Below are 26,099 nucleotides of genomic sequence, written 5' to 3' on the forward strand. Positions count from 1 at the left end.
CATTAAATAAGCTCGCCCTATAAGGGCGGGCTTTTTTAATGTTCGATTGTCGGGTGCATATGGATTGGAACATCGCAAACAGGCCAATGCCTGTTTGCATAAGGTTCTTTGCGGAGGCCATAGGCCGGAGCTGAGCGAACAAAGTGAGCGCTAATCCTGCCCCCGCAACCAATAAAAAGACCCTGTCACCTTCGGTGGCAGGGTTTTTTATTGCCCGCAGAGACAGTCTTTAAACCTGTAACCTTCCTTGGTTATGAGCCTGTGCTCATAACTTGAAGGCTGAAGCTGTTAAGAAATCGCTCCAGTGGAGCGATTTTAAGCTGAAGGTCGAGGACGGCGACTGCCGTGCGCAGACTGCGCTAGGGCCTCTTCCTCGAATCTTAGCTGCTGCCTGTTTGCACAAGGTTCTTTGCGAAGGCCAAAGGCCGCAGCTGAGCGAACGTAGTGAGCGCTAATCCTGCCCCCGCAACCAATAAAAAAACCTGTCACCTTCGGTGGCAGGGTTTTTTATTGCCCGCAGAGACAGTCTTTAAACCTGTAACCTTCCTTGGTTATGAGCCTGTGCTCATAACTTGAAGGCTGAAGCTGTTAAGAAATCGCTCCAGTGGAGCGATTTTAAGCGGAAGGTCGAGCACGGCGACAGCCGCGCGCAGACTGCGCTTTCGCCCCTTCCTCAAATCTATCCGATACCTGTTTGCAGGTTCTTTGCGAAGGCAAGAGACAAGAGCAGTCAGAACCAAATCCCGTTGCCATCGCCGCTATCCCTACTTGTCAGAGCGCGTCAAAAACATCGGCCCGCCCTTATGTCTTGGGAAGCCATAGCCATTGACCATCACAACGTCGATGGCATCCGGGCTGTTGGCGATGCCTTCGCTCAGGATCTTGTCGCCTTCATTGCGCATGGCCGAGAGGATGGTGTCGATGATTTCATCATGGGAAAAGTTGCGGCGTGTGATGCCCTTCTTTTCTGACTCGGCAATGACCAGCGCGTCGACTTCCGGGTCCGGCTGGGCTTTGCCGTTTTCGTCATAGCGATACCATCCAAGGCCGTTCTTTTTGCCAAAACGCCCCATTTCGCACAGGTAATCGCCCAGTGCCACATACCGTTCTGCCGGATCACGGAAGGGGGCAAGGCGTTTGCGCGTGGCCCAGGAAATTTCGAGACCGGCCATATCCTGCATGGCAAACAGGCCCATCGGGAAGCCGAATTCGACCATGGCAGCATCGATCTGATGGGGAAGGGCGCCGTCTTCGAGCATATATTCGCAATGCTTGCGATAGGCCGACATGATGCGATTGCCAATAAAGCCGTCACAGACCCCGCAAGGCACGGCAATTTTGCCAAGAGCACGGCCAAAGGCAAAGGCGGTCGTAAGGCTTTTGGCGTCGGCCTGTCTGGTGCGGACGATTTCAAGTAGCTTCATGATATGGGCAGGCGAGAAGAAATGAAGCCCGATCACACGCCCCGGATTAACGCATTTTGCCGCGATCTCGTTGATATCAAGATAGGACGTATTGGATGCCAGAACCGCATCTGGTTTGCAATGAAGGGACAGTTTACCAAACACGTCATGCTTGACCGCCATATCTTCAAAGACGGCTTCAACCACCAGATCGGCCGAAGCCAGGGCGGCATAGTCCGTACTGGTTGAAAGGGCCGCCATCAACTGATCAAAGCGATCCTGAGTGATCAATCCGCGCTTGAGGCTTCCTGAAAGATGCTTTTCGACCGTGTTGCAGCCATTCGCACAGGCATCTTCATTGCGTTCAATGATCGTGACCTTAAAGCCCGCAAGCAAGGATGCGGTTGCAATGCCCGCCCCCATGATGCCGCCGCCAATCACGCCGACATCGGTAATAGGTGCGGGATCCACATCGGAAAGCTCGGGCAATTTGCCAACCGAACGTTCGGCAAAGAAGATGTGACGAAGCGCCTTTGACTGATCGCTGTCGCGCAGCTCAACAAAAGTTTGGCGCTCATAGGCAAGACCGTCTTTGGCCCCCTTTTCAAGGCCGGTACGCAGGACGTCGATGGCTGCAAGCGGTGCAATCTGGCCGCGGGATTTTTTGCGGGCAGATGCGACGATGTCGTCCCATGCGGCACTGTCGGGCACATCGACCGGCGCACGATCAACAAGGGCGACAGGCATATCGCGATCAAGGATCGTCTGGGCAAAGTCCTTGGCGGCATCAAGCAGCGCGCCGTGGCAAATCGCATCGATCAGGCCAATTTCGTTGGCCTTGGTGCTTGAAACCGGCTTGCCGGACGTGATGATGTTAATGGCCTCTGTCACTGGGACCAGACGGGGCAGGCGAACCGTGCCACCCGCACCGGGGATCAGGCCAAGATTGACTTCCGGAAGGCCTAGTTTGGCCGATTTGTCTGCAATCCGGTAATGACATCCCAGCGTGGCTTCGAGCCCGCCGCCAAGAGCATGACCGTGAATGGCCGCAATAACCGGTTTGGTTGCTGCTTCGAGCCGTTTGATCACATCGGGAAGGATCGGGTCTTTGGGCGGTTGGCCAAATTCCGTTACATCGGCCCCGGCGATAAAGGTTTTGCCGCCACAGATCATGATCGCGATCCTGATGGCCGGATCATGATCGATTTGATCAAGGGCATCAACGATGCTGACCCGCACCGGATGGCTGGTGGCGTTGATCGGCGGATTGTCGACCGTGATGATGCCAATATGGTCTTCACGGGTCAGGGTGACGGTGGTCATATCAGTCATCCTCCCCGCTGATCGGTGTCAAAAGGCAGGCGGTCAGATCAGACTCGGGATCGGCAAGATCGGCAATGACATCGAAATGATGCTTGTCGGGGGCATGAACCGAACGGGTCGATGCGCCAAGCCCGGTCCAGATATTGGCAAGCAGATCATTCTGGCGGACAAATTCCGGACGTTCATCGGCACCGACCCAGCAGGTGAGTGAGCAGGGCAGGGTTGGTTTGAGAAGGGCTGCACTTTCGGTTGCCGCTTCTTCTTCATCAAGGCCCAGAACATCATTCATCGACGTGTACAAAAGCGGTCGCAAATCATGCAGTCCGGAAATTGACACCGTGTTTTCAACCCGTGCCAGAACACCGGGTGCCAAGGGCGAGGTGTTTGAAACCATCCGGCTGACAAGATGTCCGCCCGCCGAATGCCCGGTCAGGTGAATGGGACCGGATATGCGGCCCGCAACATGATTGATTGCCGCGGCAACCTGTCGGGTGATCCGGGACAGGCGGGCATCGGGTGCGAGCGTATAGCTTGGCAGGCAAACAGCCCAACCCCTTGCGACCGCGCCATTGGCAAGATGCGACCAGCTTGATTTATCAAAGGCCTTCCAATAGCCGCCATGAACGAGAACGACCAGGCCCTTTGGGGCGCCGACAGGCAGGAACAGATCGTATTTTTCGCGATCAGCAGAACCATAGGGAACATCAAGTTCGGCCCGGCCATCGGTAATCAGGGCATCGCGGAACCGGGAGGATTGTTCAGCCCACATGCCCGGAAAGGATCCGGCATCGGCAATATGGTCGCCATTGGCATAAGCATCATCCCAGTCGGTAATCATGTGACTTCTTCCCTGATATTCGATGTGGTGGCGGTTCGGTCCCGCGGTCAAAGGCGGGCTTGCGCATTCTGGTTATAGGACAAATTCTAGGCAACTTCATAGATATTTCAAACTTAAAATATTTGTGCTTGAAATAAAACAGAACGAGGCGTACCGTTTTATCAGTTTCCCGAAACAACCAAACAAATCAGGAAGGGAAAAGCTGGTGAGAGTAGCTTGTCTGGGTGGCGGTCCTGCGGGACTTTATTTTGCAATCTCGATGAAATTGCGCGATCCCGCCAATGAGGTGGTGGTGATTGAACGCAACAAGCCCGATGACACATTCGGCTGGGGCGTGGTGCTGTCTGACGAGACGCTGGATAATTTGGCCGAAAATGATGCCAAAAGTGCCGAGGCCATTCGTGCCAACTTTTCCTATTGGGATGATGTTGCGGTTCAGTATCGCGGCGAAAAGACTGTTTCGACCGGTCATGGCTTCTGCGGTATTGGCCGCAAAAAGCTTTTGATCCTGCTTCAGCAACGTGCGCGTGAACTTGGTGTTGAATTGCGGTTCGAGACCGAGGCCGAAAGTGCGGCAAGCTATGCCAGGGAATTTGATCTTGTGGTTGCCAGCGACGGGTTGAATTCCAAAACCCGCAGCGAATTTGCCGATCAGTTCCAGCCCGATATCGATACCCGCAAATGCAAATTTGTCTGGCTGGGCACGCATCAGAAGTTCGACGATGCCTTTACCTTCATCTTCGAACAGACCGACAAGGGGTGGGTCTGGGCGCACGCCTATCAGTTTGATGATGAAACCGCGACCTTCATTGTTGAATGCTCGCAGGAAACCTGGGACGCATATGGCTTTGGCGAGATGTCCAAGGAAGAGTCGATTGCAACCTGCGAGGCGATTTTCAAGGATCATCTTGGTGGTCATGCCCTGATCAGCAATGCCCATCATATTCGTGGTTCGGCCTGGCTGAGTTTCCCGCGCGTTCTGTGCAAAAGCTGGTCCCATGAAAATATCGTCCTGATGGGCGATGCGGCGGCGACCGCGCATTTTTCGATTGGATCGGGAACCAAGCTTGCGCTTGAAAGTGCGATTGCGCTGGCCAATTACCTGCATTCCGAGCCTGATCTGAAATCGGCCTTTGGCAAGTATGAGGACGAACGCCGTCTTGAGGTACTGCGCCTGCAGTCAGCTGCGCGCAACTCGATGGAATGGTTCGAAGAGATCGAGCGTTACTTTGATTTTGACCCGGTTCAGTTCACCTATTCGCTGCTGACCAGATCACAACGTATCAGCCACGAAAACCTGCGCATGCGCGATGCCAAATGGCTGGAAAGTGCGGAAAGCTGGTTCCAGCGCAAGGCAGGATTGCCGGCATCCGAACCGGTCCGTCACCCGATGTTTGTGCCGTTCAAACTGCGCGATATGGAACTGAAAAACCGGATCGTTGTTTCCCCGATGGCGCAATACAAGGCCGTTGATGGTTGTCCGACCGACTGGCATCTGATCCATTACGCCGAACGTGCCAAGGGTGGTGCGGGTCTGGTTTATACCGAAATGACCTGTGTCTCGGCCGATGGCCGGATCACGCCGGGCTGCCCGGGTGTTTATGATGATGCCCATGAAGCGGCCTGGAAACGGATCACCGATTTCGTGCATGACGAAACGGATGCAAAAATCTGCATGCAGATCGGTCATTCCGGACGCAAGGGGTCAACCCAGCTGGGTTGGGAAGAAATGGATGCGCCGTTAAAAGACGGCAACTGGCCGCTTTTGTCGGCATCCGCCATTGCTTGGTCTGATCGCAATGCCGTTCCCAAGGCCATGACACGCGAAGATATGGATATGGTCCGTGACCAGTTCGTTGCCGGGGCCAAAATGGCCGACCGCGCAGGATTTGACATGATCGAAGTCCATGCCGCGCACGGCTATCTTCTGTCATCCTTCATCAGCCCGGTCAGCAATACGCGCGATGATGAATATGGCGGATCGCTTGAAAACCGGATGCGTTACCCGCTTGAAGTCATCAATGCCGTGCGTGCAGCCTGGCCTGCCAACAAGCCGATGTCGGTGCGTATTTCGGCCAATGACTGGGTCGGGGATGCCGGGGTCACACCCGAAGAAGCGGTTGAGATTGCCCGCATTCTTCAGGCCAATGATGTTGATATCTGTGACGTTTCTGCAGGTCAGACGACAAAGGATGCGCGCCCGGTTTATGGCCGCATGTTCCAGACGCCGTTTTCTGATCGTATCCGCAACGAAGCCAAAATGGCGACCATGGCGGTTGGCAATATTTACGAACCCGATCACGTCAATTCGATCCTGATGGCGGGGCGTGCGGATCTTGTCTGTCTGGCTCGTCCGCATCTGGCCGATCCGTACTGGACGCTGCATCAGGCAGCCCAGCTTGGCAATCGCACCGAAAACTGGCCGGCCCCTTATTATGCCGGGCGTGATCAGATGTGGCGTCTTTCTGAGCGGGCCGATGTCATGACCGGAAAGGTGTAAGTCGTGATGGGTGATCTTGCCATTCAGTGTGCATTGATAACCGGGGGCGGTTCAGGTGTCGGGGCGGTTATGGCCCGGATGCTGGCCGATGCCGGGGTCAAGGTTGCCGTTTCCGGCCGCCGGACCGATGTTCTGGCCGAGGTCGCCCAGCATGAAAACATCATGGCGATCGCAGCAGACGTTACCGATGAAACATCTGTGCGTGACATGTTCACCACCATGGTCGAAACCATGGGGGCGCCCGATCTGGTGATTGCCAATGCCGGTATGGCCGAAAGTGCCCCGGTCGGCAAAATGTCGGTCGATCTTTGGAAACGCACCATTGATGTCAATCTGACCGGAACGTTTCTGACCTTCCGCGAAGGGCTTGCCGTGATGGACAAGGCCAAGCCGGGGCGACTGATTTCGATTGCCTCGACCGCGGGGCTTAAAGGTTATGCCTATGTCACGGCCTATTGTGCGGCAAAGCATGGCGTTGTCGGCCTGATCAAGGGGATGGCCGTTGAGCTTGCCAGCAGCCCGATCACCGTCAATGCGGTTTGCCCGGGCTTTATGGAAACACCGATGCTTGAAAAGTCGGTGGCAAACATCGTTGCGAAAACCGGCATGACCCGTGATCAGGCTCGTGCAAGCCTTGCCAAAATCAATCCGCAGAACCGGTTCATTCAACCAGACGAGGTTGCTGAAACCGTGATGTGGCTGTGCAGCCCGAATGCGGGATCGATCACCGGCCAGACGATTTCGGTGTCGGGAGGAGAAGCATGAATATGAACAAATCCGAAAATGCCACCGGACCGGGCGGAAACGAAACGTCTGATATCTCCAAGGCGCGCCTGCGGGCCTGGCTGCAAATCCTGAAAGTGTCGCGCAAGATCGAAGGCGAACTGCGCGAAAAAATGCGGGTCGAGTTCGGATCGACCTTGCCCCGCTTTGATGTATTGGCCGCCCTTTATCGCGAACGCGATGGCATGCGCATGAGCGAACTTTCAAAATCGCTGATGGTTTCGAATGGCAATGTCACCGGCATCGTGGACCGGCTTGTGGCAGAGGGACTGGTGGTCCGCCTGCCGGTCGAAAATGACCGCCGGGCATCCATCGTGCGTTTGACCGAGGCAGGCGAAAAGGATTTCGCCGAACGCGCACTGGTTCATGAAAGTTGGGTTTCCGATCTGTTTTCCGATCTGTCGTCATCGGATGCCGATGCCCTTATTCGTATTCTTCGCACCATCTCCCACCATAACGAGGCGCCCCACCATGACTAGGATGGCAAACATCACACCGACCCATTTCAATTGGCGCATGGAAGGCGACGTTGCCGTCATTTCACTGGACCGGCCGGATCGTAAAAACCCGCTGACCTTTGAAAGCTATGCCGAGCTTCGCGATACGTTCCGCGATCTGGTCTATGCCGATGACGTCAAGGCCGTGGTGTTCGGATCAAACGGTGGCAATTTCTGCTCTGGCGGGGATGTGCATGACATTATCGGTCCGCTGATCAAAAAGGACATGAAGGGCCTTCTGGAATTCACCCGCATGACCGGTGATCTGGTCAAGGCGATCATTGGCTGTGGCAAGCCGGTGATTGCGGCTGTGGATGGCGTTTGTGTGGGTGCGGGGGCAATCATTGCCATGGCATCCGACCTGCGTCTGGCAACCGCAGCATCCAAAACCGCCTTCCTGTTTACCCGTGTCGGTCTTGCCGGATGCGATATGGGCGCATGTGCGATCCTGCCGCGCATCATCGGTCAGGGCCGTGCCGCCGAACTTCTTTATACAGGTCGTTCGATGTCGGCCGAGGAAGGCGAACGGTGGGGGTTCTATAACCGTCTGGTCGAGGCCGATGTTCTCGAAGCAGAAGCCATCGCCCTTGCCACCCGTATTTCCCAGGGTCCGAATTTCGGTCACATGATGACCAAGACCATGCTGGCCCAGGAATGGAACATGTCGATTGAACAGGCCATCGAGGCCGAAGCACAGGCGCAGGCGATCTGCATGCAGACCGAAGATTTCAACCGCGCTTACAAGGCCTTTGTTGCCAAGGAAAAACCGGTGTTTGAGGGCAATTGATGGCTGATACATCCTACCTTGACTGGCCGTTTTTCGAAGATCGCCACCGTGAACTGGCGACACGTCTTGATGCATGGGCATCGGCCAACCTTGATGGCATTGATCATGGTGATGTCGATGCCGCGTGTCGGGATCTTGTGGGGCGTCTTGCCGGGGGCGAATGGCTTCGCCATGCCGCGATTGATGGTACTGATCCCAATTCGAAACTGGATGTCAGATCGCTGTGCCTGATCCGTGAGACACTGGCACGCTATGACGGTCTGGCCGATTTCGCATTTGCAATGCAGGGCTTGGGGAGTGGCGCGATCTCCTTGTTTGGAACGGAAGCCCATCAGAGGGAGTGGCTTCCAAAAGTACGTTCCGGCAAGGGGATCGCTGCCTTTGCCCTGACCGAACCAAAGTCGGGATCTGACGTTGCCAATATCGCCCTGGATGCCCGGCGCGATGGCGATGACTTTGTTCTGAATGGCGAGAAAACCTGGATTTCCAATGGGGGCATTGCCGATTTCTATTGTGTCTTTGCGCGCACCGGCGAAGCACCCGGTGCAAAGGGGCTTTCAGCCTTTGTGATCCCGGCCGGTATTCCCGGGTTTGAAATTGTCGAACGTCTGCACACCATTGCCCCGCATCCGCTTGCCCGACTGAAATTCACCGATTGCCGTATTCCGGCATCAAGCCTGATCGGCAAGGGCGGGGATGGCTTCAAGATCGCAATGTCGGTGCTTGATGTTTTCCGTTCGACCGTGGCGGCGGCGGCCCTTGGCTTTGCGCGCCGTGCCCTTGATGAAACCATCACGCGGGTTCAGGAACGCGAACTGTTTGGCGCACCGTTATTTGATCTTCAGATGGTGCAGGGACATGTCGCGGACATGGCACTTGATATCGATGCGTCGGCACTTCTGGTTTACCGGGCCGCGTGGCTGAAAGATAGTGGTGCCGCCCGGGTCAGCCGCGAAGCGGCGATGGCCAAACTTTATTCCACCGATCATGCACAAACCGTCATAGACAAGGCGGTGCAAATTCATGGCGGCGATGGTGTGCGCAGTGGCCACATCGTTGAATCGCTTTACCGGGAAATTCGCGCCCTTCGCATTTATGAAGGCGCATCCGACGTCCAGAAAATAATCATCGCACGGCAAACGCTGGCGCAATAATGGCTGTATCAGGGACTTCACAATGCTCGGACCAACCGCACATACCGATAGCTTCACCCGGGACAAGCTCCCGCCGCTCAATGAATGGCCGGAAATCAATCTGGATGGGTTCGACTATCCCGAATATCTGAATGCCGGTGTTGAGCTGACCGATAAAATGGTCGAACAGGGTTTTGGGGATAACACCGCCCTGATCGGCAATGGTCGCCAGCGTACCTATAAGGAACTGGCTGACTGGACTAACCGCATTGCCCATGCGCTGGTCGAAGATTACGGCGTCAAGCCCGGCAACCGTATTCTGATCCGTTCGGCCAATAACCCGGCAATGGTGGCGTGCTGGCTGGCGGCGACCAAGGCCGGCGCTGTCGTGGTCAATACCATGCCGATGCTGCGTGCCGGCGAATTGGGTCAGATTGTCGATAAGGCCGAAATTGAATTTGCGCTTTGCGATACGCGTCTGATGGATGAACTGGTGGCCTGCGCCAAGGACAGCAAGTTCCTGAAAAAGGTCATCGGGTTTGATGGCACGGCCAATCATGATGCCGAACTTGATCGCATTGCCCTGACCAAATCGGTCAAGTTCGAGGCGGTTAAAACCGGGCGTGATGATGTGGCATTGCTTGGCTTTACATCGGGTACCACCGGCAGCCCCAAGGCCACCATGCATTTCCACCGTGATCTTCTGATCATTGCCGATGGCTATGCCAAGGAAGTGCTCAATGTGACGCCCGATGATGTGTTTGTCGGATCGCCGCCGCTTGCCTTTACCTTTGGTCTGGGCGGGCTTGCGATCTTCCCGCTGCGTTTCGGCGCAACGGCGACACTGCTTGAAAAGGCATCCCCGCCCAATATGATCGAAATCATCGAAACCTATAAGGCGACGGTTTGCTTTACCGCCCCGACCGCCTATCGGGTGATGCTTTCGGCGATGGATGACGGGGCGGATCTTTCATCCTTGCGTGCGGCTGTTTCGGCTGGTGAAACGCTTCCGGCCCCGGTTTATGAGGCATGGATGGCCAAAACCGGAAAGCCGATGCTTGATGGCATTGGCGCGACCGAGATGCTCCATATCTTTATTTCCAACCGCTTTGGCGACAGCCACCCGGCCTGCACCGGGCGTCCGGTTTCCGGATATGAGGCCAAGATCGTCGATCATGACATGAACGAAGTGCCGGTCGGCACGGTCGGGCGTCTTGCCGTGCGTGGTCCGACGGGCTGTCGTTATCTGGATGATGTTCGTCAGGCCGTCTATGTCCGCGATGGTTGGAACCTGACCGGGGATGCGTTCTTTGTCGATGAAAAGGGCTATTACCATTTCGCGGCGCGCAATGACGATATGATCGTTTCATCGGGCTATAACATTGCCGGTCCCGAAGTCGAAGCGGCGCTTCTGTCCCACGAGGCCGTGGCAGAATGTGCAGTGATCGGTGCCCCCGATGAAGAACGCGGCACCATCGTTCAGGCCCATATCGTTCTGGCGGACGGTTTCCACCCGACACCCGAGATGGCCAAACTGCTTCAGGATCATGTAAAAGCGACGATCGCGCCGTTCAAATATCCGCGCTCCGTCGTCTTTATCGAGACACTGCCAAAAACCGCGACTGGAAAAATCCAGCGCTTCAGACTGAAACAGGAAATGTCTGCATGACCGACTTTGCCGCCACCAAATCCCTGTTCCATATTCCCAAAGGTGTGATTTACCTTGACGGGAACTCGCTTGGCGTGCTGCCGAAAACGGCCGCAAACCGCGCCAAGGCGATGATCGAGGATGAATGGGGGGAAATGCTTATCCGTGGCTGGAACGAAGCCAAATGGATGGAGCAACCCGAACGTGTCGGCAATCTTGTCGCACGTTTGATCGGGGCGGCACCCGGTACGGTCGTGATGGGCGATACCCTGTCGATCAAGGTCTATCAGGCCTTGGCAAGTGCGCTTGAAATGCGCCCGGATCGCAAGGTTGTTGTTTCTGATAACGGCAACTTCCCGACCGATCTTTATATGGCTGATGGCCTGATCAAAAGTCTGGATAAGGGGCATGTTCTTAAAACCCCAAATCCCGAAGATGTCGAAAGCCTGATCAACGAAGATCTGGCTGTGCTGATGCTGACCCAAGTGGATTATCGCACGGGCCGCATGCATGACATGAAACGCATCACCGAACTTGCGCATGCTGCGGGTGCCCTGGTGATCTGGGATCTTGCCCACTCGGCTGGTGCGGTGCCGGTTGATCTGACCGGGTGCAATGCCGATTTCGCAGTGGGATGTACTTATAAATATCTCAATGGCGGTCCCGGTGCGCCGGCCTTTATCTATGTGCGTCCCGATCATGCCAAGATTGCCCGTCCGGCATTGTCGGGCTGGCTTGGTCATGCCGCCCCCTTTGCCTTTGACCCGGATTACACCCCTGCACCCGATGTGTCGCGCATGCGGGTTGGCACCCCGCCGGTGATCCAGATGACGGTTCTGGAAGAAGCAATGAAGGCATGGGACGGCGTTGAAATGGCCGATATCCGTGCACGCAGCATCGAACTTTGTGAACAATTCATCGCGGGGGTCGAGGCAAGCTGCCCGATGCTCGAACTTACAAGTCCGCGTGATGCCGCAAACCGTGGATCACAGGTCTCGTTCAGGTTTGATCAGGGCTATGCGGTCATGCAGGCATTGATTGCACGTGGGGTGATCGGTGATTTCCGTGCCCCTGATGTGATCCGTTTTGGCTTTACCCCGCTTTATATCGACAATGCCGATGTTGATGGTGCAGTCAAAATCCTTGCTGAAATCATGGAAACCCGGGCTTGGGACAAGCCGGAATTTCACAAACGCAATGCGGTGACCTGATCATGGCAAAACCGACCACCCCCTATGATCCCAGCACCGAAGGTGCCCGCACGGATTTCTCCGATCAGATGTCCTATGGGGATTATCTGTCTCTTGATGCGATCCTGACCGCCCAGCACCCGCAATCGGATGCCCATGACGAATTGCTGTTCATCATTCAGCACCAGACATCCGAACTTTGGATGAAACTGGCGATCCGCGAAATTGCGGCTGCGCGCAAGGCCATTCGGGGTGGGGATTTGCGCCCGGCCTTTAAAATGCTGGCCCGTGTGTCGCGGATTTTCGAACAGCTTAATAACGCATGGGACGTTTTGCGCACCATGACGCCAAGTGACTATACGACATTCCGTGATGCGCTTGGCCCGTCATCGGGGTTCCAGTCCTATCAGTATCGTCAGATCGAATTCATGCTGGGCAATCGCAATCACGCGATGTTGCGCCCCCATGCACATCGCGAAGACATCATGGAAATGCTCAAGGCCGAACTGGCAACGCCAAGCCTGTATGACGAGGCGCTTAATCTTGTCGCGGGCGAGGGGATCGATATTCCCGAACATATTCTGAACCGCGATGTTTCGGCCCCTTATACGCCAGATGATGCGGTGATTGCCGCCTGGCACAAGGTTTACAGCGATCCGGCAAAGCACTGGTCGCTTTATGAACTGGCTGAAAAGCTGGTCGATTTCGAAGATTACTTCCGTCGCTGGCGCTTTAACCATGTGACCACGGTCGAACGCGTTATTGGTTTCAAACGCGGGACCGGCGGAACCGGTGGTGTCAGTTATCTTAAGAAAATGCTGGAAGTAGAACTGTTTCCGGAACTCTGGCGGGTGCGAACCACGCTTTGAGGATGGACGGACCCGATGCAAATACTGCAAGATCAGGGGCAGGCATCAGGTTCACGAAAACCACGACGCAAAAAGACATAAATGTCGTGGGATCAACGTGTTGCTAAATGAAAAATCGTATTAACACGGAGGCTTTAATGAAGGGTATCAAGACAACCATCGCAGCAGTTGCTGCTTTGCTTGCAGCGGGGTCGGCGCACGCTGATCCGGTCAAGGTCGGCATGATCACGACGCTTTCGGGTGGCGGTGCCGGTCTGGGGATCGATGCACGTGACGGCTTTATGCTGGCTGTCAAACAGGCAAACAATCCGGACCTGCAGGTCGTGATCGAAGACGATCAGCGCAAACCGGACGTTGCGGTTCAGCTGGCTGACAAAATGATCCAGCAGGAAAAGGTTGATGTTCTGACCGGTATCATCTGGTCGAACCTGGCCATGGCGGTTGTACCGTCCGCAGTTGCACAGGACAAAATCTATCTGTCGGTCAACGCTGCCCCGTCGCAGCTTGCCGGCAAAGGCTGCAACAAAAACTATTTCAGCGTTTCCTATCAGAACGACAACCTGCATGAAGCAGCCGGTGGCTATGCATCAAGTGCCGGTTACCAGAAGGCCTTCATTCTTGCGCCGAACTATCCGGCCGGTAAGGACTCCCTGGCTGGTTTCAAACGCTTCTTCATGGGTGATATCGCCGAAGAAGTTTACACCAAGCTTGGCCAGACCGACTATGCCGCCGAAATCGCACAGATCCGTGCATCGGGTGCAGACAGCGTCTTCTTCTTCCTTCCGGGCGGCATGGGCATCGCGTTCATGAAACAGTACGCCCAGTCCGGTGTTGATATTCCGCTGATAGGTCCGGCATTCTCGATGGATCAGGGCATTCTCGGCGCTGTTGGTGACGCAGCACTTGGTGTGAAAAACACCTCGAACTGGTCAAAAGACATCGACAACCCGACGAATGCGGCATTCGTTGAAACCTTCCAGGCCGAATATGGTCGTCTGCCGTCGCTTTATGCATCCTATGGCTTTGACACGGCAAACCTGCTGCTCTCAGCAATGGGCAAGGCAAGCATTTCCGATAAGGAAGCGTTCCGTGATGCCCTGCGTTCTGCCGATTTCAATTCGGTGCGTGGCAACTTCATCTTTGGCCCGAACCAGCACCCGATTCAGGACATCTATGTTCGTGAAGTCGTGAAGGAAGGTGACGTTCTGACCAACAAGATCGTTGGTGTCGCCCTTAAAGACCACTCTGACGCCTATGCGTCGGAATGCTCGATGTAATGACGAGCTGACAAGACGGTGGGGGCCGGTCACGGTCAATGACCGGTCCCCGACCACCTTGTGACGGAGTTTCCAATAATGTTCTCTCTTTTTCTGGAGCAGCTGTTAAACAGCCTTCAGTCCGGTCTGATGCTGTTTTTGATGGCATCGGGGCTGACGCTGGTTTTCGGTGTGATGGGGCTGATTAACCTTGCCCACGGCTCGCTCTATATGGTTGGTGCGTTTGCCTGTGCTGCTGTTGCGGCCTGGACCGGCTCATTCTGGCTTGGTCTTGTTGCAAGTGTGATGGCCGCTGCACTTGCCGGTGTTCTGGTTGAAATGCTGATTATTCGCCGCTTGTATAACCGTGATCATCTTGATCAGGTGTTGGCGACTTTTGCCCTTATTTTGGTCTTTTCCGAAGGGACCCGCTGGCTTTTCGGTTCCTTCCCGCTTTTCCTGAGCGTCCCCGATATCCTGACCGGTACGGTCGTTCTGCCCGGCGCGCTTGAATATCCGATTTTCCGTCTGGCGATCATTATTGCCGGGCTTCTGGTTGCGGTCGGTCTGTTCCTTTTGATTGGCAAGACTCGTCTTGGGGTGCGCATCCGCGCGGGTGAGGCAGATCGTGGCATGATCGCTGCCCTCGGGGTCAATATCGACCGCCTTTATACGGTTGTCTTTGCGCTTGGCGCGGCGTTGGCCGGGCTTGCCGGTGCCTTTGTCGGCACGACCCAGTCGGTTCAGGTCGGCATGGGTGAACCCGTGCTTATTCTGGCCTTTGTCGTGATTGTTATTGGCGGCATCGGCTCGATCAAGGGCGCGCTGGTTGGATCGCTTCTGGTCGGGTTTACCGACACGATGGGGCGTTTCCTGTTGCCGCATGCCTTTGCCACCTTCCTTGATCCGTCAAGTGCGACGGCAATCGGGTCGGCACTTGCATCCATGTTGATTTATATCGTGATGGCGCTGGTTCTGTTCCTGCGTCCAAGCGGTTTGTTCGGGACGGAAGCCTGATATGACCATGAACCGCGAAACACTTATCAATTCCATTCTGGCCATTGCACTTGTGGCTGTGCCGCTGATTGCGATGGGGATGGATGAACCCTTTATCATTACCCTTGCAACCAAGGTGGCGATCTTTGCCATGGCCGGGGTCGGACTTAACCTTGTTCTTGGTTTTGGCGGCCTTGTGTCATTCGGTCATGCGGCGTTCTTTGGCATTGGCGGCTATGCCGCGGGCATTCTTGCCAGCCATGCGCTCAATTATGAACCGATCATGGAAAGCCCGTTCCTGATCGAAGGCACCACCCAGATGATCGTGATCTGGATTGTGGCCCTTGTGGTATCGGCATTTGTTGCACTGGCGATCGGGGCGATCACGCTTCGGACCAGTGGCGTCTATTTCATCATGATCACCCTGGCCTTTGCCCAGATGATCTATTACTTCGCCATTTCCTGGCCGGCCTATGGCGGCGAAGACGGATTGTCGATCTATGTGCGCAATGGCTTCCCGGGGCTCAATACCCTGGATCCGATCAGCTTCTTTGCCCTTTGCGCGGTGATGCTGGGGATTGTCATGCTGTTCTCGGCAGTCCTGATCCGGTCACGCTTTGGTCTTGCCCTTCAGGGCGCGCGCCAGAATGCGCAACGCATGACGGCGGTGGGCATTGCGCCATTCCGTATCCGTCTGGTTGCCTTTGTGATTTCGGCAATGATTACCGCCCTTGCCGGGGCGCTGTATGCCGATCTTAACCGCTTTGTCAGTCCGACCATGCTGTCCTGGCATATGTCGGGCGAAATCATGATCTTTGTCATTCTGGGCGGGGTTGGACGTCTGTTTGGTCCGCTGGCCGGTGCGGCACTTTATATCATTCTCGAACATCTGCTTGGCGGTGTGTGGGAATTCTGGCAATTGCCGCTCGGTGTGTTGTTGCTGATTGTCGTGCTGTTTGCCCGCGGTGGTTTGGTCGGTGTTCTGGCCGGGGAGCGTAAACATGCCTGATGCCATTCTTTCGCTTTCAAACATCACCAAACAGTTCGGATCGTTACTTGCCAGTGATGATGTGACCCTTGATCTGCGTCCCGGTGAAATTCATGCCCTGATCGGTCCGAACGGGGCGGGTAAATCGACCCTGATCAAACAGATCGCGGGCGAAATCCAATCTGACAGTGGTAACATTCATTTCGATGGTCAGCTGATCAACGAATTTGATGCGGTTGCCCGCTCGCGCATGGGCCTTGCCCGAACGTTTCAGGTGTCATCCCTGATGCCGGAATTCTCGGTTTTGCAAAATGTGATGCTGGCGCGCCAGTCGGTCAGTGGAAAGGTATTTCGCTTTTTCCGCCCGGTTCTCGGTGACAAATCACTTGTCGAACCGGCCATGGCACAGCTTGAACGGGTCGGCTTGGCCGATCGTGCACAGATGCGTGCAGCCGATATTTCGCATGGCGAACGCCGTCAGCTTGAAATGGCTGTGGCCCTTGCCCTTGAACCCAAGGCGTTCCTTCTTGATGAGCCGATGGCCGGTATGGGGCCGGAAGGTTCCAAACGCCTGACCGGGTTCCTCGATGGTTTGCGGGCGCAGGCCCCGATCCTTCTGGTCGAACATGACATGGATGCGGTCTTTGCGCTCGCCGACCGGATTTCGGTTCTGGTCTATGGCCGGATTATCGCGACCGGCACGGTCGATGAAATCCGCGGCAACGAAGATGTCAAACGTGCCTATCTCGGGGAGGAAGCCTGACATGACTGCACTTCTCGAACTTAGTGGCGTGACCGCCTTTTACGGTGCATCGCAGGCGCTTTTTGGTATTGATTTGACGCTTAATGAGGGCGAGGCCGTTGCCCTTATGGGCCGTAACGGCATGGGCAAGACCACCACGATCAAAACCATCTGTCGCATGATGGAACATCGTGATGGTTCGATCCGTTTTGCCGGTCACGACCTTGCAAAGATGCCATCGCACAAGGCCGCCCGTCTGGGGCTTGGTCTGGTGCCCGAAGGGCGCCGGTGCTTTGCCCGCCTCAGTGTGACTGAAAACCTGATTGCCGCTGCCCGTCCCGGGGAATGGGATTTTGACAAGGTCGCCGAACTTTTCCCGCGCCTTGCCGAACGGCGCGATCAAAAGGCCATGACCCTTTCGGGTGGTGAACAGCAGATGCTGGCCATCGGACGCGCATTGATGACCAATCCGCGCTTGCTGATCCTGGATGAAGCAACCGAGGGGCTGGCCCCCGTAGTACGTCAGGAAATCTGGGCGGCGATCAATCAGCTCAAACAATCGGGTCTGACCATCCTTGTGGTCGATAAGTCGCTCAAGGAACTTTCAGGGGTCGCTGATCGCTATGTCGTCGTTGAAAAGGGCGTTACCGCCTGGACCGGTGCGGTGAACGAACTGACCGACGATCTGGCCGACCGGTATCTGGGGGTCTGACATGGCTGTTTTCACCTATCGGCAGAAAGTCCTGTTTCAACATTGCGATCCGGCGGGGATTGTCTTTTATCCGCGCTATTTCGAAATGGTGAACGCGACGGTCGAAGAATGGTTTGACGCGGTCATCGGATGCGGGTTTCCGACCATGCATGGCCCGATGCAGGCCGCCGTTCCGACGGCGGGGCTGACCATCGCCTTTACCGCGCCAAGCATGTTGGGTGATCAGCTGGAATTTCGTCTGGAACCGATCCGGATCGGACGATCAAGTCTTGAGCTGGAAATCGCAGCTTTCGCAGGTGACGAGCAACGCCTGAAAACAACGGTAACACTGGTCTTTACCAAAAAAGGGGCCGGAAAGTCAGTGGCATGGCCAGATGATTTGCGTGCCAAAATCGAAAAAGAAATCAATCAAGTGGTAGAAAACAATGCATAAAATCGTTCAGCCAGACGGATGGAAAGAGCCCAAGGGATATGCAAACGGTGTCCTTGCACAAGGTGCCACCCTGTATATCGGCGGACAAATTGGCTGGAACGAAGATCAGGTCTTCGTTGCCAAGGACTTTGTCGGACAGATGGAACAGGCGCTTAAAAACATTGCCGCTGTTCTTGATGCGGCGGGCGGCAAGCCCGAACATCTGACCCGCCTGACCTGGTATGTCACCGACAAACAGGAATATCTCGCCAAGCAGCGCGAAGTTGGCCGTGCGTATCGCGATGTTCTTGGCAAGAATTTCCCGGCCATGACCATGGTCGTGGTCAGCGCCCTTGTCGAAGACGAAGCCCTGCTTGAAATCGAAGCCACGGCGGTTATTCCGAACTAGTTAACCCGGGTAATTCAACCAGGTGATGATGCAAAAGGCGGCTTTAAGGCCGCCTTTTGTGATTTCTGGAAACATTTGCAAATATCGCAAAGCCTTGCGAACCGGCGGGGTTCGGGGGCAGGGGGCGACGTTTTGCATTTCATGTATAGCTGCACTAAGCTTTTGCGAACTGTACTCGACTGAGTAAGACCTATAATAAAAACAATAATAAGTTTCTGCGGAGGACGTCATGAGATCGACCGTTATGGGCGCATCGGACGGGACGGCGCCAACTGTTGGCAATGACACGGCTTTTAACGCGCCGGGACCGGAATTCGGTCCCTGGCTTGAAAAGGCATCAATTCTGATCGTCGATGACGAACCGGGCATGCGCAACTTTCTGGTCCGCACATTGGGCCCGCGCGCCAAACGGGTCGAAGAAGCCGCCGATTGCGAACAGGCAACTGCCTTGCTCGATCAGCACCATTTTGATGTCGTGATCCTTGATAACATCATGCCGGGCAAAAGCGGTGTCGAATGGCTGACCGAACAACGCGAAATCGGGTTCTTTTCCGACGCCATCCTGATGACGGCCTATGCCGATCTTGATACCGCGATCAAGGCCCTGCGTGCCGGGGCGGTTGATTTTGTTCTCAAACCTTTCCGGTCCAACCAGATTTTGAACGCGGTCGCCCGTTGCCTGGACCGGATGCGCCTGCGGCGGGAAAACCATGTGTTGCGCCATGAATTGCGCGCAACATCCGATCACGTGTTGCTGCGTGACAAACTGATCGGCTATTCCCCGCAAATTCAGGAAATCCGCGAAACCATTGCCCGCGTGGCACCGCTTCCGACATCGATCCTGATTTCGGGACAAAGCGGAACGGGCAAGGAAGTCACCGCCCGTTCGCTGCATGCCCTGTCGGATCGCGCGCAAAAGCCGTTTGTGCCGATCAACTGTGCCGCCATTCCGTCCGAAATGATCGAGGCGGAGCTGTTTGGTCATGTCAAAGGTGCTTTTACCGGTGCACAGACCGCACGCGACGGTCTTTTCATGCATGCGCAGGGCGGCACCCTGTTTCTTGATGAAGTCGGCGAATTGTCACTGGCCACCCAAAGCAAGCTTTTGCGTGCAATCGAAAGTCGCCGTATCCGTCCGGTCGGGTCCGAACGCGAAGCGCCGGTCGATCTGCGCTTTATCTTTGCGACCAATGCCGATCTTGAGGCCGAAGTCGAAGCCGGGCGTTTCCGTGCCGATCTGTTTTACCGCATCAATGTCATGCATATCGAAATGCCGCCTTTGCGCGAACGCGGCGATGACGTGCTTGAACTGGCTGAATTGTTCATGGCCAAATTGTCCAAACAGCTTGGCGTGCGCCAGGTCGCGATGGACAGTGCCGTGCGTGCCGGTTTGACGCGCTATGACTGGCCGGGCAATGTACGTGAATTGCGCAACCTGATTGAACGGACATTGATCCTTGGCCGGTTCCCCAACGAATTCCGCGACGAGACTGCCGATCACGGGGACCATGGCGATCAGGATACAGCGGTCGAAAGCGACGAAACCCTTGATGAAATGGAACGCCGTCACATTCTGGCGATGTTGCACAAAACCGGTGGCAACCGGAATGAAGCGGCCCGGCGGCTTGGCGTTTCGCGCAAGACGATCGACCGCAAATGCGCCAGCTGGGAACAGGAATGATACTGTTTTCCGGATCATCTGTTGATCGGCCAAAACGCACACGTTCTGTGCGTTTCAAGCTTTTGGCGATTGCACTTTTGCCAACGCTTGTCATTTTGCCATTGTTGCTTGGCGTGATGATGGTGCGCTGGAACTCCAAGTTTGATGCGCTGCTGACCTCGAAAGTCAGTGGCGATTTGACGATTGCCCATCAATATTTCACCCACATTCTTGATAATACCGGCGAACAGATCGCAGCCCTTGGACAATCTGTCGCCTTTCGCAATGTCCTGACTGCGGATGATCCCGAGGCGCTGGCATCGCTTCTGTCACAACGCAAACAGGCGCTTGGTCTTGATTTTCTTTATCTTGCTGATGGCGGAACATCGGGACAAACGACCGGTGACTGGCCGGTCATTGCCAGCGCCTTTGCCGGGCGGTCATCAACCAGCATCGATATTTTCAGCAATACCGACCTGATGGGGTTTTCACCCGACCTTGCGGCACGGGCGCGCGTTGATCTGATTGATACGCCCAATGCGGTTCCGACCACGCGCAATGCCGAAACCCGCGGCATGGTGGTCCATTCGGCAAGTCCGGTTGAATTGCCATCGGGCAAACGGGCGGCCCTGGTCGGCGGGATATTGCTGAACCAGAATTTGGGCTTCATCGATACGATCAATGATCTTGTCTATCGTCAAAGCAGCCTGCCCGAAGGCAGTCAGGGGACCGCAACCCTGTTTCTTGATGATGTGCGCATCAGCACCAATGTCCGGCTGTTTGCCGACCGTCGTGCGCTGGGCACCCGTGTTTCAAGTGTCGTGCGCAAAACTGTTCTTGAAGATGGCCGGGTCTGGCTTGATCGCGCCTTTGTGGTCAATGACTGGTATATTTCGGCCTATGAACCGATCAAGGACAGTTTCGGCAAACGGGTCGGGATGCTGTATGTCGGTTTCCTTGAGGCCCCGTTTGCCCAGACCAAATATGAAAGCCTTTTGATCCTGATCGGGGCATTTTTGTTTGTAGCGGCAATGTCGGTGCCGATCTTCCTGCGCTGGGCGCGCGGCATCTTCAAACCGCTTGAACGCATGGCCAACACCATTGGCCGGGTGGAAAGCGGTGATTTGTCGGCGCGAACCAACCTTGATCAGGTGCAGGACGAAATCACCCTGGTTGCCGATCATCTTGATGATCTGCTTGATCAGGTTCAGGAACGCGACAAACGTCTTCGTGCCTGGAATGATCAGCTCAATGCCCGGGTCGATGCGCGCACCCGCGAATTGCGCGATGCCAATCGGGCGCTTGAAACCACCACCAAACAACTGATCATGTCCGAAAAGCTAGCCGCGATCGGCGAAATTACCGCCGGTGTGGCCCATGAAATCAACAATCCGGTCGCCGTTCTTCAGGGCAATCTTGATGTGGTGCGTGATCTGCTTGGCGATCATGCAAAGATCGCCAATACGGAATTCCGCCTGATTGATGAACAGGTCAACCGGATCAATCTGATCGTGACCAAGCTTCTGCAATTTGCCAAACCCGAAGAATATGCAGGCTTTGTCGAACGCCACAGTGTCGCACAGGTCATTGATGACTGCATGCCACTGGTTGCCCATTTGCTCAGCCGTGCCGATATCGAGGTCGTGCGCGAACATCAGTCAACCCGACTGGTTCTGATGAACCGGACCGAATTGCAACAGGTGCTGGTCAATCTGATGGTCAATGCCCTGCACGCAATGCCGGACCGCGGCACATTGACGCTGATTGACGAAGACGCCGATCACGATGGCCGTCCGGGGATACGCATCACCGTGCGCGATACCGGCATTGGCATGAGCGAAGATGTCCTGAACCGGATTTTCGATCCGTTCTATACAACCAAGCGACAGCAGGGAACGGGTCTTGGTCTGTCGATCACCAAGACCCTGATTGATCGCCAGGGCGGCCGACTTGATGTTCAAAGCACATCGCAAAAGGGCACAACCTTTACCATCTGGCTGCCCGAAGCAGGCTAGGGCAAAGACACGGCCACCGGTTTGCGGGCGTAACAGATACCCTCATACGCCAAAACGGACATGTCCGTTGGCATCAATGGCCCAGGCCGGGTTCCATGCGATTTCCCATGCATGTCCGTCCGGGTCGGCAACATAGCCCCGCAATCCGCCATAGGGTGGTGCATCGGCCGGGCGCAACATTTTGCCACCCGCCGCGATCAGCCGGTCCATCAGTTCACCGACCTGATGGCCATCTGCGACATTATGGGCAAGTGAAAAGGCCGATGGACCATCCCCTTCGGGGCGTTGCATATCATCAAGCAACGCGTCCTTTAACCAGGTCCCCAGAACAAACCCGTTCATCTGGTAAAAACTGATATCGGCATTTTCAAACACCGGGACCCAGCCAAAGCCGCGCTGATAAAAGCGCCGCGACCGGTCAAGATCGCTAATTCCAAGCGTAATGACAGAGATTTGCTGTTGCATGGCCATTCCTTTCTGTTGGCGTGCGCACATTGCACGCATCCTGAAAGTCATGGGCCGTTACAGCGCAACGGAAGGACCCGCATCTGCGGGGGCCGGGCCAACCGCACCGACCTAACCTGTTTTTGACCCTTTATGGCTACCAGATCGGCGTGAAAAAGCAAGGTCCGTATCACCGAAATTCCTGCTGCCCGGGCAGTGATGCGCTGTGAAATGTTGCATTTGCGAGTGGACATTTTGTCTTGATACCACCTTGGCGTGTGGAAAAAGTTGGACATTTTGTCCATGCGCGTGCGGTGCAATATGGGGCAATTTAAGGGCGAAGTGGCGGAAATCATGGCATTTTTTCGGATGGCACAGCGATTGCGATAAAGAGGGTTCGGGGTTCTACCGTGGTTGCCCTGCACAATGCCTTCAACCGGGGGTGGGCAAGGCAAGAAGATCAAAATGCCGGGAGGTAACAACGACATGTTTGATAAGCTTAAAAAAGAACATATCGTCGCCAGCGACGATTTTAACCGCTGGAAGGTGCCGCCAGCGTCTATTGCAATTCATCTATGTATTGGCTCTGTGTATGCATGGAGCATTTTTAACCCGCCACTGATCAAGGAATTCGGCGTGGTTGCAGCAAGTTCCGGTGACTGGGGCCTGCAATCCGTTGTCTGGATTTTCTCTGTTGCGATCGTCAGCCTGGGTCTTGCTGCTGCATTTGGCGGCAAGTGGCTTGAAGAAGTCGGCCCGCGTATGGTCGGCGTTGTCGCAGCTTTCTGCTGGGGCGGTGGTTTCATTATTGGCGGTCTTGGTATTGCCAGCCATCAATTGTGGCTTGTCTATCTTGGCTATGGCGTGATTGGCGGGGCCGGGCTTGGCCTTGGCTATGTGTCGCCGGTCTCGACCCTGATCCGCTGGTTCCCGGACCGGCGCGGGATGGCAACGGGCATGGCCATCATGGGCTTTGGCGGTGGTGCGATGATCGCAACCCCGATCAAGGAAGGCCTGCTTTCGGTTTTCTACAAGGTTCCTGAATATCTTGGCCCGGAAAGTGCGGTTAACCTTGTTACCGAAGGTGGCAAGCGTATGGCCGAAGTCGGTGGCCAGATGGTCGAAGTCGTTGTGGCAGGTGCAGCACAGGTTGCTGCCGCACCGGTTCCGATCGAAGAAGGCGTCTATGTTGCCGGCACGGGTAATACCGGTGCTGCCAGCACCTTCTTCACGCTCGGGATTGCCTATTTCATCGTCATGATCATCGCATCCTTCTCGTATCGTGTGCCGCGTGATGGCTGGCTGCCCAAAGGCTGGACCCCGCCGACCGCAGACACCGCATCCAAGCGCATGATCACGCAGAAAAACGTCCATATCGACCAGGCACTGAAAACCCCGCAATTCTATCTGCTGTGGATTGTTCTGTGCTTCAACGTGACGGCGGGCATCGGGGTGATTGGCGTTGCCAAAACCATGATGTCGGAAATCTTTGGCACGACCTTGCCGCTGGTGGTCAATTCGGCTTTTGCGGCGACCTATGTGTTCATGATTTCGGTCTTTAACATGTGTGGCCGCTTCTTCTGGGCGTCCATGTCGGACTATATCGGTCGCAAGAACACCTATTACTGCTTCTTCATTCTGGGAATCGCACTTTATCTGTCGATCCCGTTTGCCGCAGAACAGGTCAGTATCAACCCGGCTGTCACCTGGCTTGTAATGTTCTATGCCGCAACCATGATCATCTTCACGATGTATGGCGGTGGTTTTGCAACCATTCCGGCCTATCTGGCGGACGTGTTCGGCACCAAATATGTCGGCGGTATCCATGGTCGTCTTCTGACCGCATGGAGCACGGCTGGCGTTCTTGGCCCGCTGGCAATCACCCAGCTGCGTCAGACCTCGGTCACCAATTCGATCAAGGATCTGGCAAGCAAGGTCGATCCGGCGGCATTCCAGGCCAAATTCGGTGCCGGTATCGAACAGCTTGATCAGCTGGTTGCGGCCAAAACCGTAACCATCGGTCGTCTGATGGAAATCGCACCGGCCGGTACGGTCGATCCGACGTCGAGCCTCTATAACACCACCATGTATGCGATGGCGGCACTTCTGGCGATTGCGCTTGTTGCCAACAAGCTGGTCCGTCCGATTGACGACAAGCACTACATGGAAACGCAGGACGGTGGTGCAACCACCGGACAGGAAGCAACTTCCAAAGCGTAACGGCCTTGGGCGTCGATTGCCGCACCCTGTGATCGACGCCCGTTTGACTGACGCACCAATTTGTCAGTCATTTTGGGGGCATGATTGGCACAGTCATGTCTTGGGTCCGGGTTCCGTTCATCCAGCCCGGACCTGCGTTCTGTTGCAGGAATAACCTTTTTGCCCGTCGGGGTAATCGGTTATCCTGCAACCAGAACACACAAGCGTCACAACGCATGTTTTCCAATCTCGCTTCGGCCCGACAATTGGCCGACTTCAACGCCCGATAAAAGCATGCCGCGAAACCGGTTGCCGGAAGTGATATGATCGACAAACTCGAAATGTTTATGGTGCTCGCCCGTGAGCAGCATTTTGGACATGCCGCCGAAGAATGCGGCGTGACCCAGCCGACTTTGTCCAGCGCACTCCGTCAGCTTGAAGACCATCTTGGTGTGGTCCTGGTCAAACGCGGTTCACGCTATCAGGGTCTGACACCCGAAGGCGAACGTGTTCTGGAATGGGCACGCCATATTGTTGGCAGTACCCGATCCATGCGTGATGAAATGCGCGCCATGCGATCCGGTCTGACCGGGCAGGTGCAAATTGCCGTGATCCCGACGGCACTTGCCATGGTTCATGAACTGACCACGCCATTTCGTGAAAAACATCCCGATGTCAGTTTCGCCATCCTGTCGCGCACCTCGACCGAAATTCAGGCCCTGCTTGACAATCTTCAGATCGATGCAGGCATTACCTATCTTGATAACGAACCGCTTGGTCGTGTGACGTCGATCCCGCTTTATCGCGAACGCTATCAACTGGTGACATCAAATCTTGATGATCTCGGGGATCGCAAAAATATCACCTGGCACGAAGCAGCCCAGTTGCCCCTGTGTCTGCTGACGCCTGACATGCAGAACCGCCGGATCATCGATCAGCACCTTAATGCCGCCGGGGCCAAGGTCAGTGCGACACTGGAAAGTGATTCCATGATCGCATTGTTTACCCATGTTCAGACCGGCAACTGGGCCAGCATCATGCCCGAAAAAATGGTCGAAAGTTTCGGGATGCGCGATCGCGTCAAATCCATTCCGATCACCGATCCCGACGCCAGCCATACCGTCGGACTGATCACCGCAAAACGCGAACCGGCAACACCGGTGGTCTCTGCCCTGCTGAAAGAGGCAAAGCTGATTTCGGAACTCGAAACCGCCTGATTGCGCCTTGATAGGTTTTCGCTATCGCGTAACGGGATGGCTTTATTGAACGGGCACCACAGATGCCCGACACTATTA

At 55.4% G+C, this 26,099-nt stretch carries 22 protein-coding genes; 19 read left to right on the plus strand and 3 right to left on the minus strand.

The window, feature by feature from the left end; translation table 11 throughout:
* Nucleotides 1–764: 764 nt before the first annotated feature.
* On the minus strand, nt 765–2,726 hold the full coding sequence (locus CU041_RS16855) for a 3-hydroxyacyl-CoA dehydrogenase NAD-binding domain-containing protein (RefSeq protein WP_101247804.1): 1,962 nt from the start codon (nt 2,724–2,726) through the stop codon (nt 765–767).
* A 1-nt stretch (nt 2,727) separates the two neighbouring features.
* On the minus strand, nt 2,728–3,564 hold the full coding sequence (locus CU041_RS16860) for an alpha/beta hydrolase (RefSeq protein ID WP_101247805.1): 837 nt from the start codon (nt 3,562–3,564) through the stop codon (nt 2,728–2,730).
* Nucleotides 3,565–3,769: 205 nt separating this feature from the next.
* Here CU041_RS16860 and CU041_RS16865 point away from each other — a divergent pair, with 205 nt between their 5' ends.
* From CU041_RS16865 to CU041_RS16945, 17 genes are all read left to right on the plus strand, one after another.
* Entirely contained in the window at nt 3,770–6,064 is a 2,295-nt protein-coding gene (locus CU041_RS16865; RefSeq protein ID WP_101247806.1) for a bifunctional salicylyl-CoA 5-hydroxylase/oxidoreductase, read from the plus strand.
* Between the two features lie 6 nt (nt 6,065–6,070).
* A complete protein-coding gene (locus tag CU041_RS16870) occupies nt 6,071–6,829 on the plus strand; it encodes an SDR family NAD(P)-dependent oxidoreductase (RefSeq protein WP_101247807.1) in 759 nt (252 codons plus the stop codon).
* The gene (locus CU041_RS16875; protein WP_068518469.1) at nt 6,826–7,326 is read left to right on the plus strand and encodes a MarR family winged helix-turn-helix transcriptional regulator; all 501 of its coding nucleotides are present in this window, start codon (nt 6,826–6,828) and stop codon (nt 7,324–7,326) included. Before CU041_RS16870 ends, CU041_RS16875 begins: the two co-directional genes overlap by 4 nt.
* Nucleotides 7,319–8,131, plus strand: a complete 813-nt coding sequence (locus CU041_RS16880) for an enoyl-CoA hydratase family protein (protein WP_068518468.1) — start codon at nt 7,319–7,321, stop codon at nt 8,129–8,131. The genes CU041_RS16875 and CU041_RS16880 overlap by 8 nt, the downstream gene beginning before the upstream one ends.
* A complete protein-coding gene (locus CU041_RS16885; RefSeq protein WP_101247809.1) occupies nt 8,131–9,285 on the plus strand; it encodes an acyl-CoA dehydrogenase family protein in 1,155 nt (384 codons plus the stop codon). Before CU041_RS16880 ends, CU041_RS16885 begins: the two co-directional genes overlap by 1 nt.
* A 22-nt stretch (nt 9,286–9,307) precedes the next feature.
* On the plus strand, nt 9,308–10,933 hold the full coding sequence (locus CU041_RS16890; protein WP_101247810.1) for an AMP-binding protein: 1,626 nt from the start codon (nt 9,308–9,310) through the stop codon (nt 10,931–10,933).
* Nucleotides 10,930–12,123 carry a kynureninase gene (kynU, locus tag CU041_RS16895; RefSeq protein ID WP_101247811.1) on the plus strand — a complete coding sequence of 398 codons (1,194 nt, stop codon included), beginning with the start codon at nt 10,930–10,932 and terminating at the stop codon, nt 12,121–12,123. Before CU041_RS16890 ends, kynU begins: the two co-directional genes overlap by 4 nt.
* Nucleotides 12,124–12,125: 2 nt before the next feature.
* Nucleotides 12,126–12,971 (plus strand): tryptophan 2,3-dioxygenase, encoded by an 846-nt coding sequence (gene kynA / locus CU041_RS16900; RefSeq protein ID WP_101247812.1) that lies wholly within the window; start codon nt 12,126–12,128, stop codon nt 12,969–12,971.
* A gap of 137 nt (nt 12,972–13,108) precedes the next feature.
* A complete protein-coding gene (locus CU041_RS16905; RefSeq protein WP_101247813.1) occupies nt 13,109–14,248 on the plus strand; it encodes an ABC transporter substrate-binding protein in 1,140 nt (379 codons plus the stop codon).
* A 78-nt stretch (nt 14,249–14,326) separates the two neighbouring features.
* Nucleotides 14,327–15,244 (plus strand): branched-chain amino acid ABC transporter permease, encoded by a 918-nt coding sequence (locus CU041_RS16910; protein WP_170310289.1) that lies wholly within the window; start codon nt 14,327–14,329, stop codon nt 15,242–15,244.
* A 1-nt stretch (nt 15,245) separates the two neighbouring features.
* Entirely contained in the window at nt 15,246–16,232 is a 987-nt protein-coding gene (locus CU041_RS16915; protein ID WP_101247814.1) for a branched-chain amino acid ABC transporter permease, read from the plus strand.
* Entirely contained in the window at nt 16,225–16,974 is a 750-nt protein-coding gene (locus tag CU041_RS16920; RefSeq protein ID WP_068518460.1) for an ABC transporter ATP-binding protein, read from the plus strand. The genes CU041_RS16915 and CU041_RS16920 overlap by 8 nt, the downstream gene beginning before the upstream one ends.
* A 1-nt stretch (nt 16,975) precedes the next feature.
* Nucleotides 16,976–17,665, plus strand: a complete 690-nt coding sequence (locus CU041_RS16925; protein ID WP_101247815.1) for an ABC transporter ATP-binding protein — start codon at nt 16,976–16,978, stop codon at nt 17,663–17,665.
* Nucleotide 17,666: 1 nt separating this feature from the next.
* Nucleotides 17,667–18,098, plus strand: coding sequence for an acyl-CoA thioesterase (locus CU041_RS16930; protein ID WP_068518458.1), 432 nt, complete (start codon nt 17,667–17,669; stop codon nt 18,096–18,098).
* Nucleotides 18,091–18,486 carry a RidA family protein gene (locus CU041_RS16935; protein ID WP_068518457.1) on the plus strand — a complete coding sequence of 132 codons (396 nt, stop codon included), beginning with the start codon at nt 18,091–18,093 and terminating at the stop codon, nt 18,484–18,486. Before CU041_RS16930 ends, CU041_RS16935 begins: the two co-directional genes overlap by 8 nt.
* Nucleotides 18,487–18,715: 229 nt before the next feature.
* A complete protein-coding gene (locus CU041_RS16940) occupies nt 18,716–20,167 on the plus strand; it encodes a sigma-54-dependent transcriptional regulator (protein WP_101247816.1) in 1,452 nt (483 codons plus the stop codon).
* The gene (locus CU041_RS16945) at nt 20,164–22,161 is read left to right on the plus strand and encodes a HAMP domain-containing sensor histidine kinase (protein WP_101247817.1); all 1,998 of its coding nucleotides are present in this window, start codon (nt 20,164–20,166) and stop codon (nt 22,159–22,161) included. Before CU041_RS16940 ends, CU041_RS16945 begins: the two co-directional genes overlap by 4 nt.
* Nucleotides 22,162–22,203: 42 nt before the next feature.
* On the opposite strand, the gene CU041_RS16950 is transcribed toward CU041_RS16945, so the two are convergent.
* Nucleotides 22,204–22,626: a VOC family protein gene (locus CU041_RS16950; protein WP_101247923.1), complete on the minus strand. Its 423-nt coding sequence runs from the start codon at nt 22,624–22,626 to the stop codon at nt 22,204–22,206.
* A 465-nt stretch (nt 22,627–23,091) separates the two neighbouring features.
* Here CU041_RS16950 and CU041_RS16955 point away from each other — a divergent pair, with 465 nt between their 5' ends.
* Nucleotides 23,092–24,825, plus strand: coding sequence for an OFA family MFS transporter (locus tag CU041_RS16955; RefSeq protein ID WP_101247924.1), 1,734 nt, complete (start codon nt 23,092–23,094; stop codon nt 24,823–24,825).
* Between the two features lie 302 nt (nt 24,826–25,127).
* The gene (locus CU041_RS16960; RefSeq protein WP_101247818.1) at nt 25,128–26,021 is read left to right on the plus strand and encodes a LysR family transcriptional regulator; all 894 of its coding nucleotides are present in this window, start codon (nt 25,128–25,130) and stop codon (nt 26,019–26,021) included.
* Nucleotides 26,022–26,099 lie beyond the last annotated feature (78 nt).

The sequence above is a fragment of the Thalassospira povalilytica genome (assembly GCF_002844235.1).
GTDB lineage: Bacteria > Pseudomonadota > Alphaproteobacteria > Rhodospirillales > Thalassospiraceae > Thalassospira > Thalassospira povalilytica.

What these genes read in the sequence shown, in the direction of transcription:
- CU041_RS16855 (WP_101247804.1), bottom strand. Translation starts at nt 2,726, where the DNA reads ATGACCACCGTCACCCTGACCCGTGAAGACCATATTGGCATCATCACG.
- CU041_RS16860 (WP_101247805.1), bottom strand. Translation starts at nt 3,564, where the DNA reads ATGATTACCGACTGGGATGATGCTTATGCCAATGGCGACCATATTGCC.
- CU041_RS16870 (WP_101247807.1), top strand. Translation starts at nt 6,071, where the DNA reads ATGGGTGATCTTGCCATTCAGTGTGCATTGATAACCGGGGGCGGTTCA.
- CU041_RS16875 (WP_068518469.1), top strand. Translation starts at nt 6,826, where the DNA reads ATGAATATGAACAAATCCGAAAATGCCACCGGACCGGGCGGAAACGAA.
- CU041_RS16880 (WP_068518468.1), top strand. Translation starts at nt 7,319, where the DNA reads ATGACTAGGATGGCAAACATCACACCGACCCATTTCAATTGGCGCATG.
- CU041_RS16885 (WP_101247809.1), top strand. Translation starts at nt 8,131, where the DNA reads ATGGCTGATACATCCTACCTTGACTGGCCGTTTTTCGAAGATCGCCAC.
- CU041_RS16890 (WP_101247810.1), top strand. Translation starts at nt 9,308, where the DNA reads ATGCTCGGACCAACCGCACATACCGATAGCTTCACCCGGGACAAGCTC.
- kynU (WP_101247811.1), top strand. Translation starts at nt 10,930, where the DNA reads ATGACCGACTTTGCCGCCACCAAATCCCTGTTCCATATTCCCAAAGGT.
- kynA (WP_101247812.1), top strand. Translation starts at nt 12,126, where the DNA reads ATGGCAAAACCGACCACCCCCTATGATCCCAGCACCGAAGGTGCCCGC.
- CU041_RS16905 (WP_101247813.1), top strand. Translation starts at nt 13,109, where the DNA reads ATGAAGGGTATCAAGACAACCATCGCAGCAGTTGCTGCTTTGCTTGCA.
- CU041_RS16910 (WP_170310289.1), top strand. Translation starts at nt 14,327, where the DNA reads ATGTTCTCTCTTTTTCTGGAGCAGCTGTTAAACAGCCTTCAGTCCGGT.
- CU041_RS16915 (WP_101247814.1), top strand. Translation starts at nt 15,246, where the DNA reads ATGACCATGAACCGCGAAACACTTATCAATTCCATTCTGGCCATTGCA.
- CU041_RS16920 (WP_068518460.1), top strand. Translation starts at nt 16,225, where the DNA reads ATGCCTGATGCCATTCTTTCGCTTTCAAACATCACCAAACAGTTCGGA.
- CU041_RS16925 (WP_101247815.1), top strand. Translation starts at nt 16,976, where the DNA reads ATGACTGCACTTCTCGAACTTAGTGGCGTGACCGCCTTTTACGGTGCA.
- CU041_RS16930 (WP_068518458.1), top strand. Translation starts at nt 17,667, where the DNA reads ATGGCTGTTTTCACCTATCGGCAGAAAGTCCTGTTTCAACATTGCGAT.
- CU041_RS16935 (WP_068518457.1), top strand. Translation starts at nt 18,091, where the DNA reads ATGCATAAAATCGTTCAGCCAGACGGATGGAAAGAGCCCAAGGGATAT.
- CU041_RS16940 (WP_101247816.1), top strand. Translation starts at nt 18,716, where the DNA reads ATGAGATCGACCGTTATGGGCGCATCGGACGGGACGGCGCCAACTGTT.
- CU041_RS16945 (WP_101247817.1), top strand. Translation starts at nt 20,164, where the DNA reads ATGATACTGTTTTCCGGATCATCTGTTGATCGGCCAAAACGCACACGT.
- CU041_RS16950 (WP_101247923.1), bottom strand. Translation starts at nt 22,626, where the DNA reads ATGCAACAGCAAATCTCTGTCATTACGCTTGGAATTAGCGATCTTGAC.
- CU041_RS16955 (WP_101247924.1), top strand. Translation starts at nt 23,092, where the DNA reads ATGTTTGATAAGCTTAAAAAAGAACATATCGTCGCCAGCGACGATTTT.
- CU041_RS16960 (WP_101247818.1), top strand. Translation starts at nt 25,128, where the DNA reads ATGATCGACAAACTCGAAATGTTTATGGTGCTCGCCCGTGAGCAGCAT.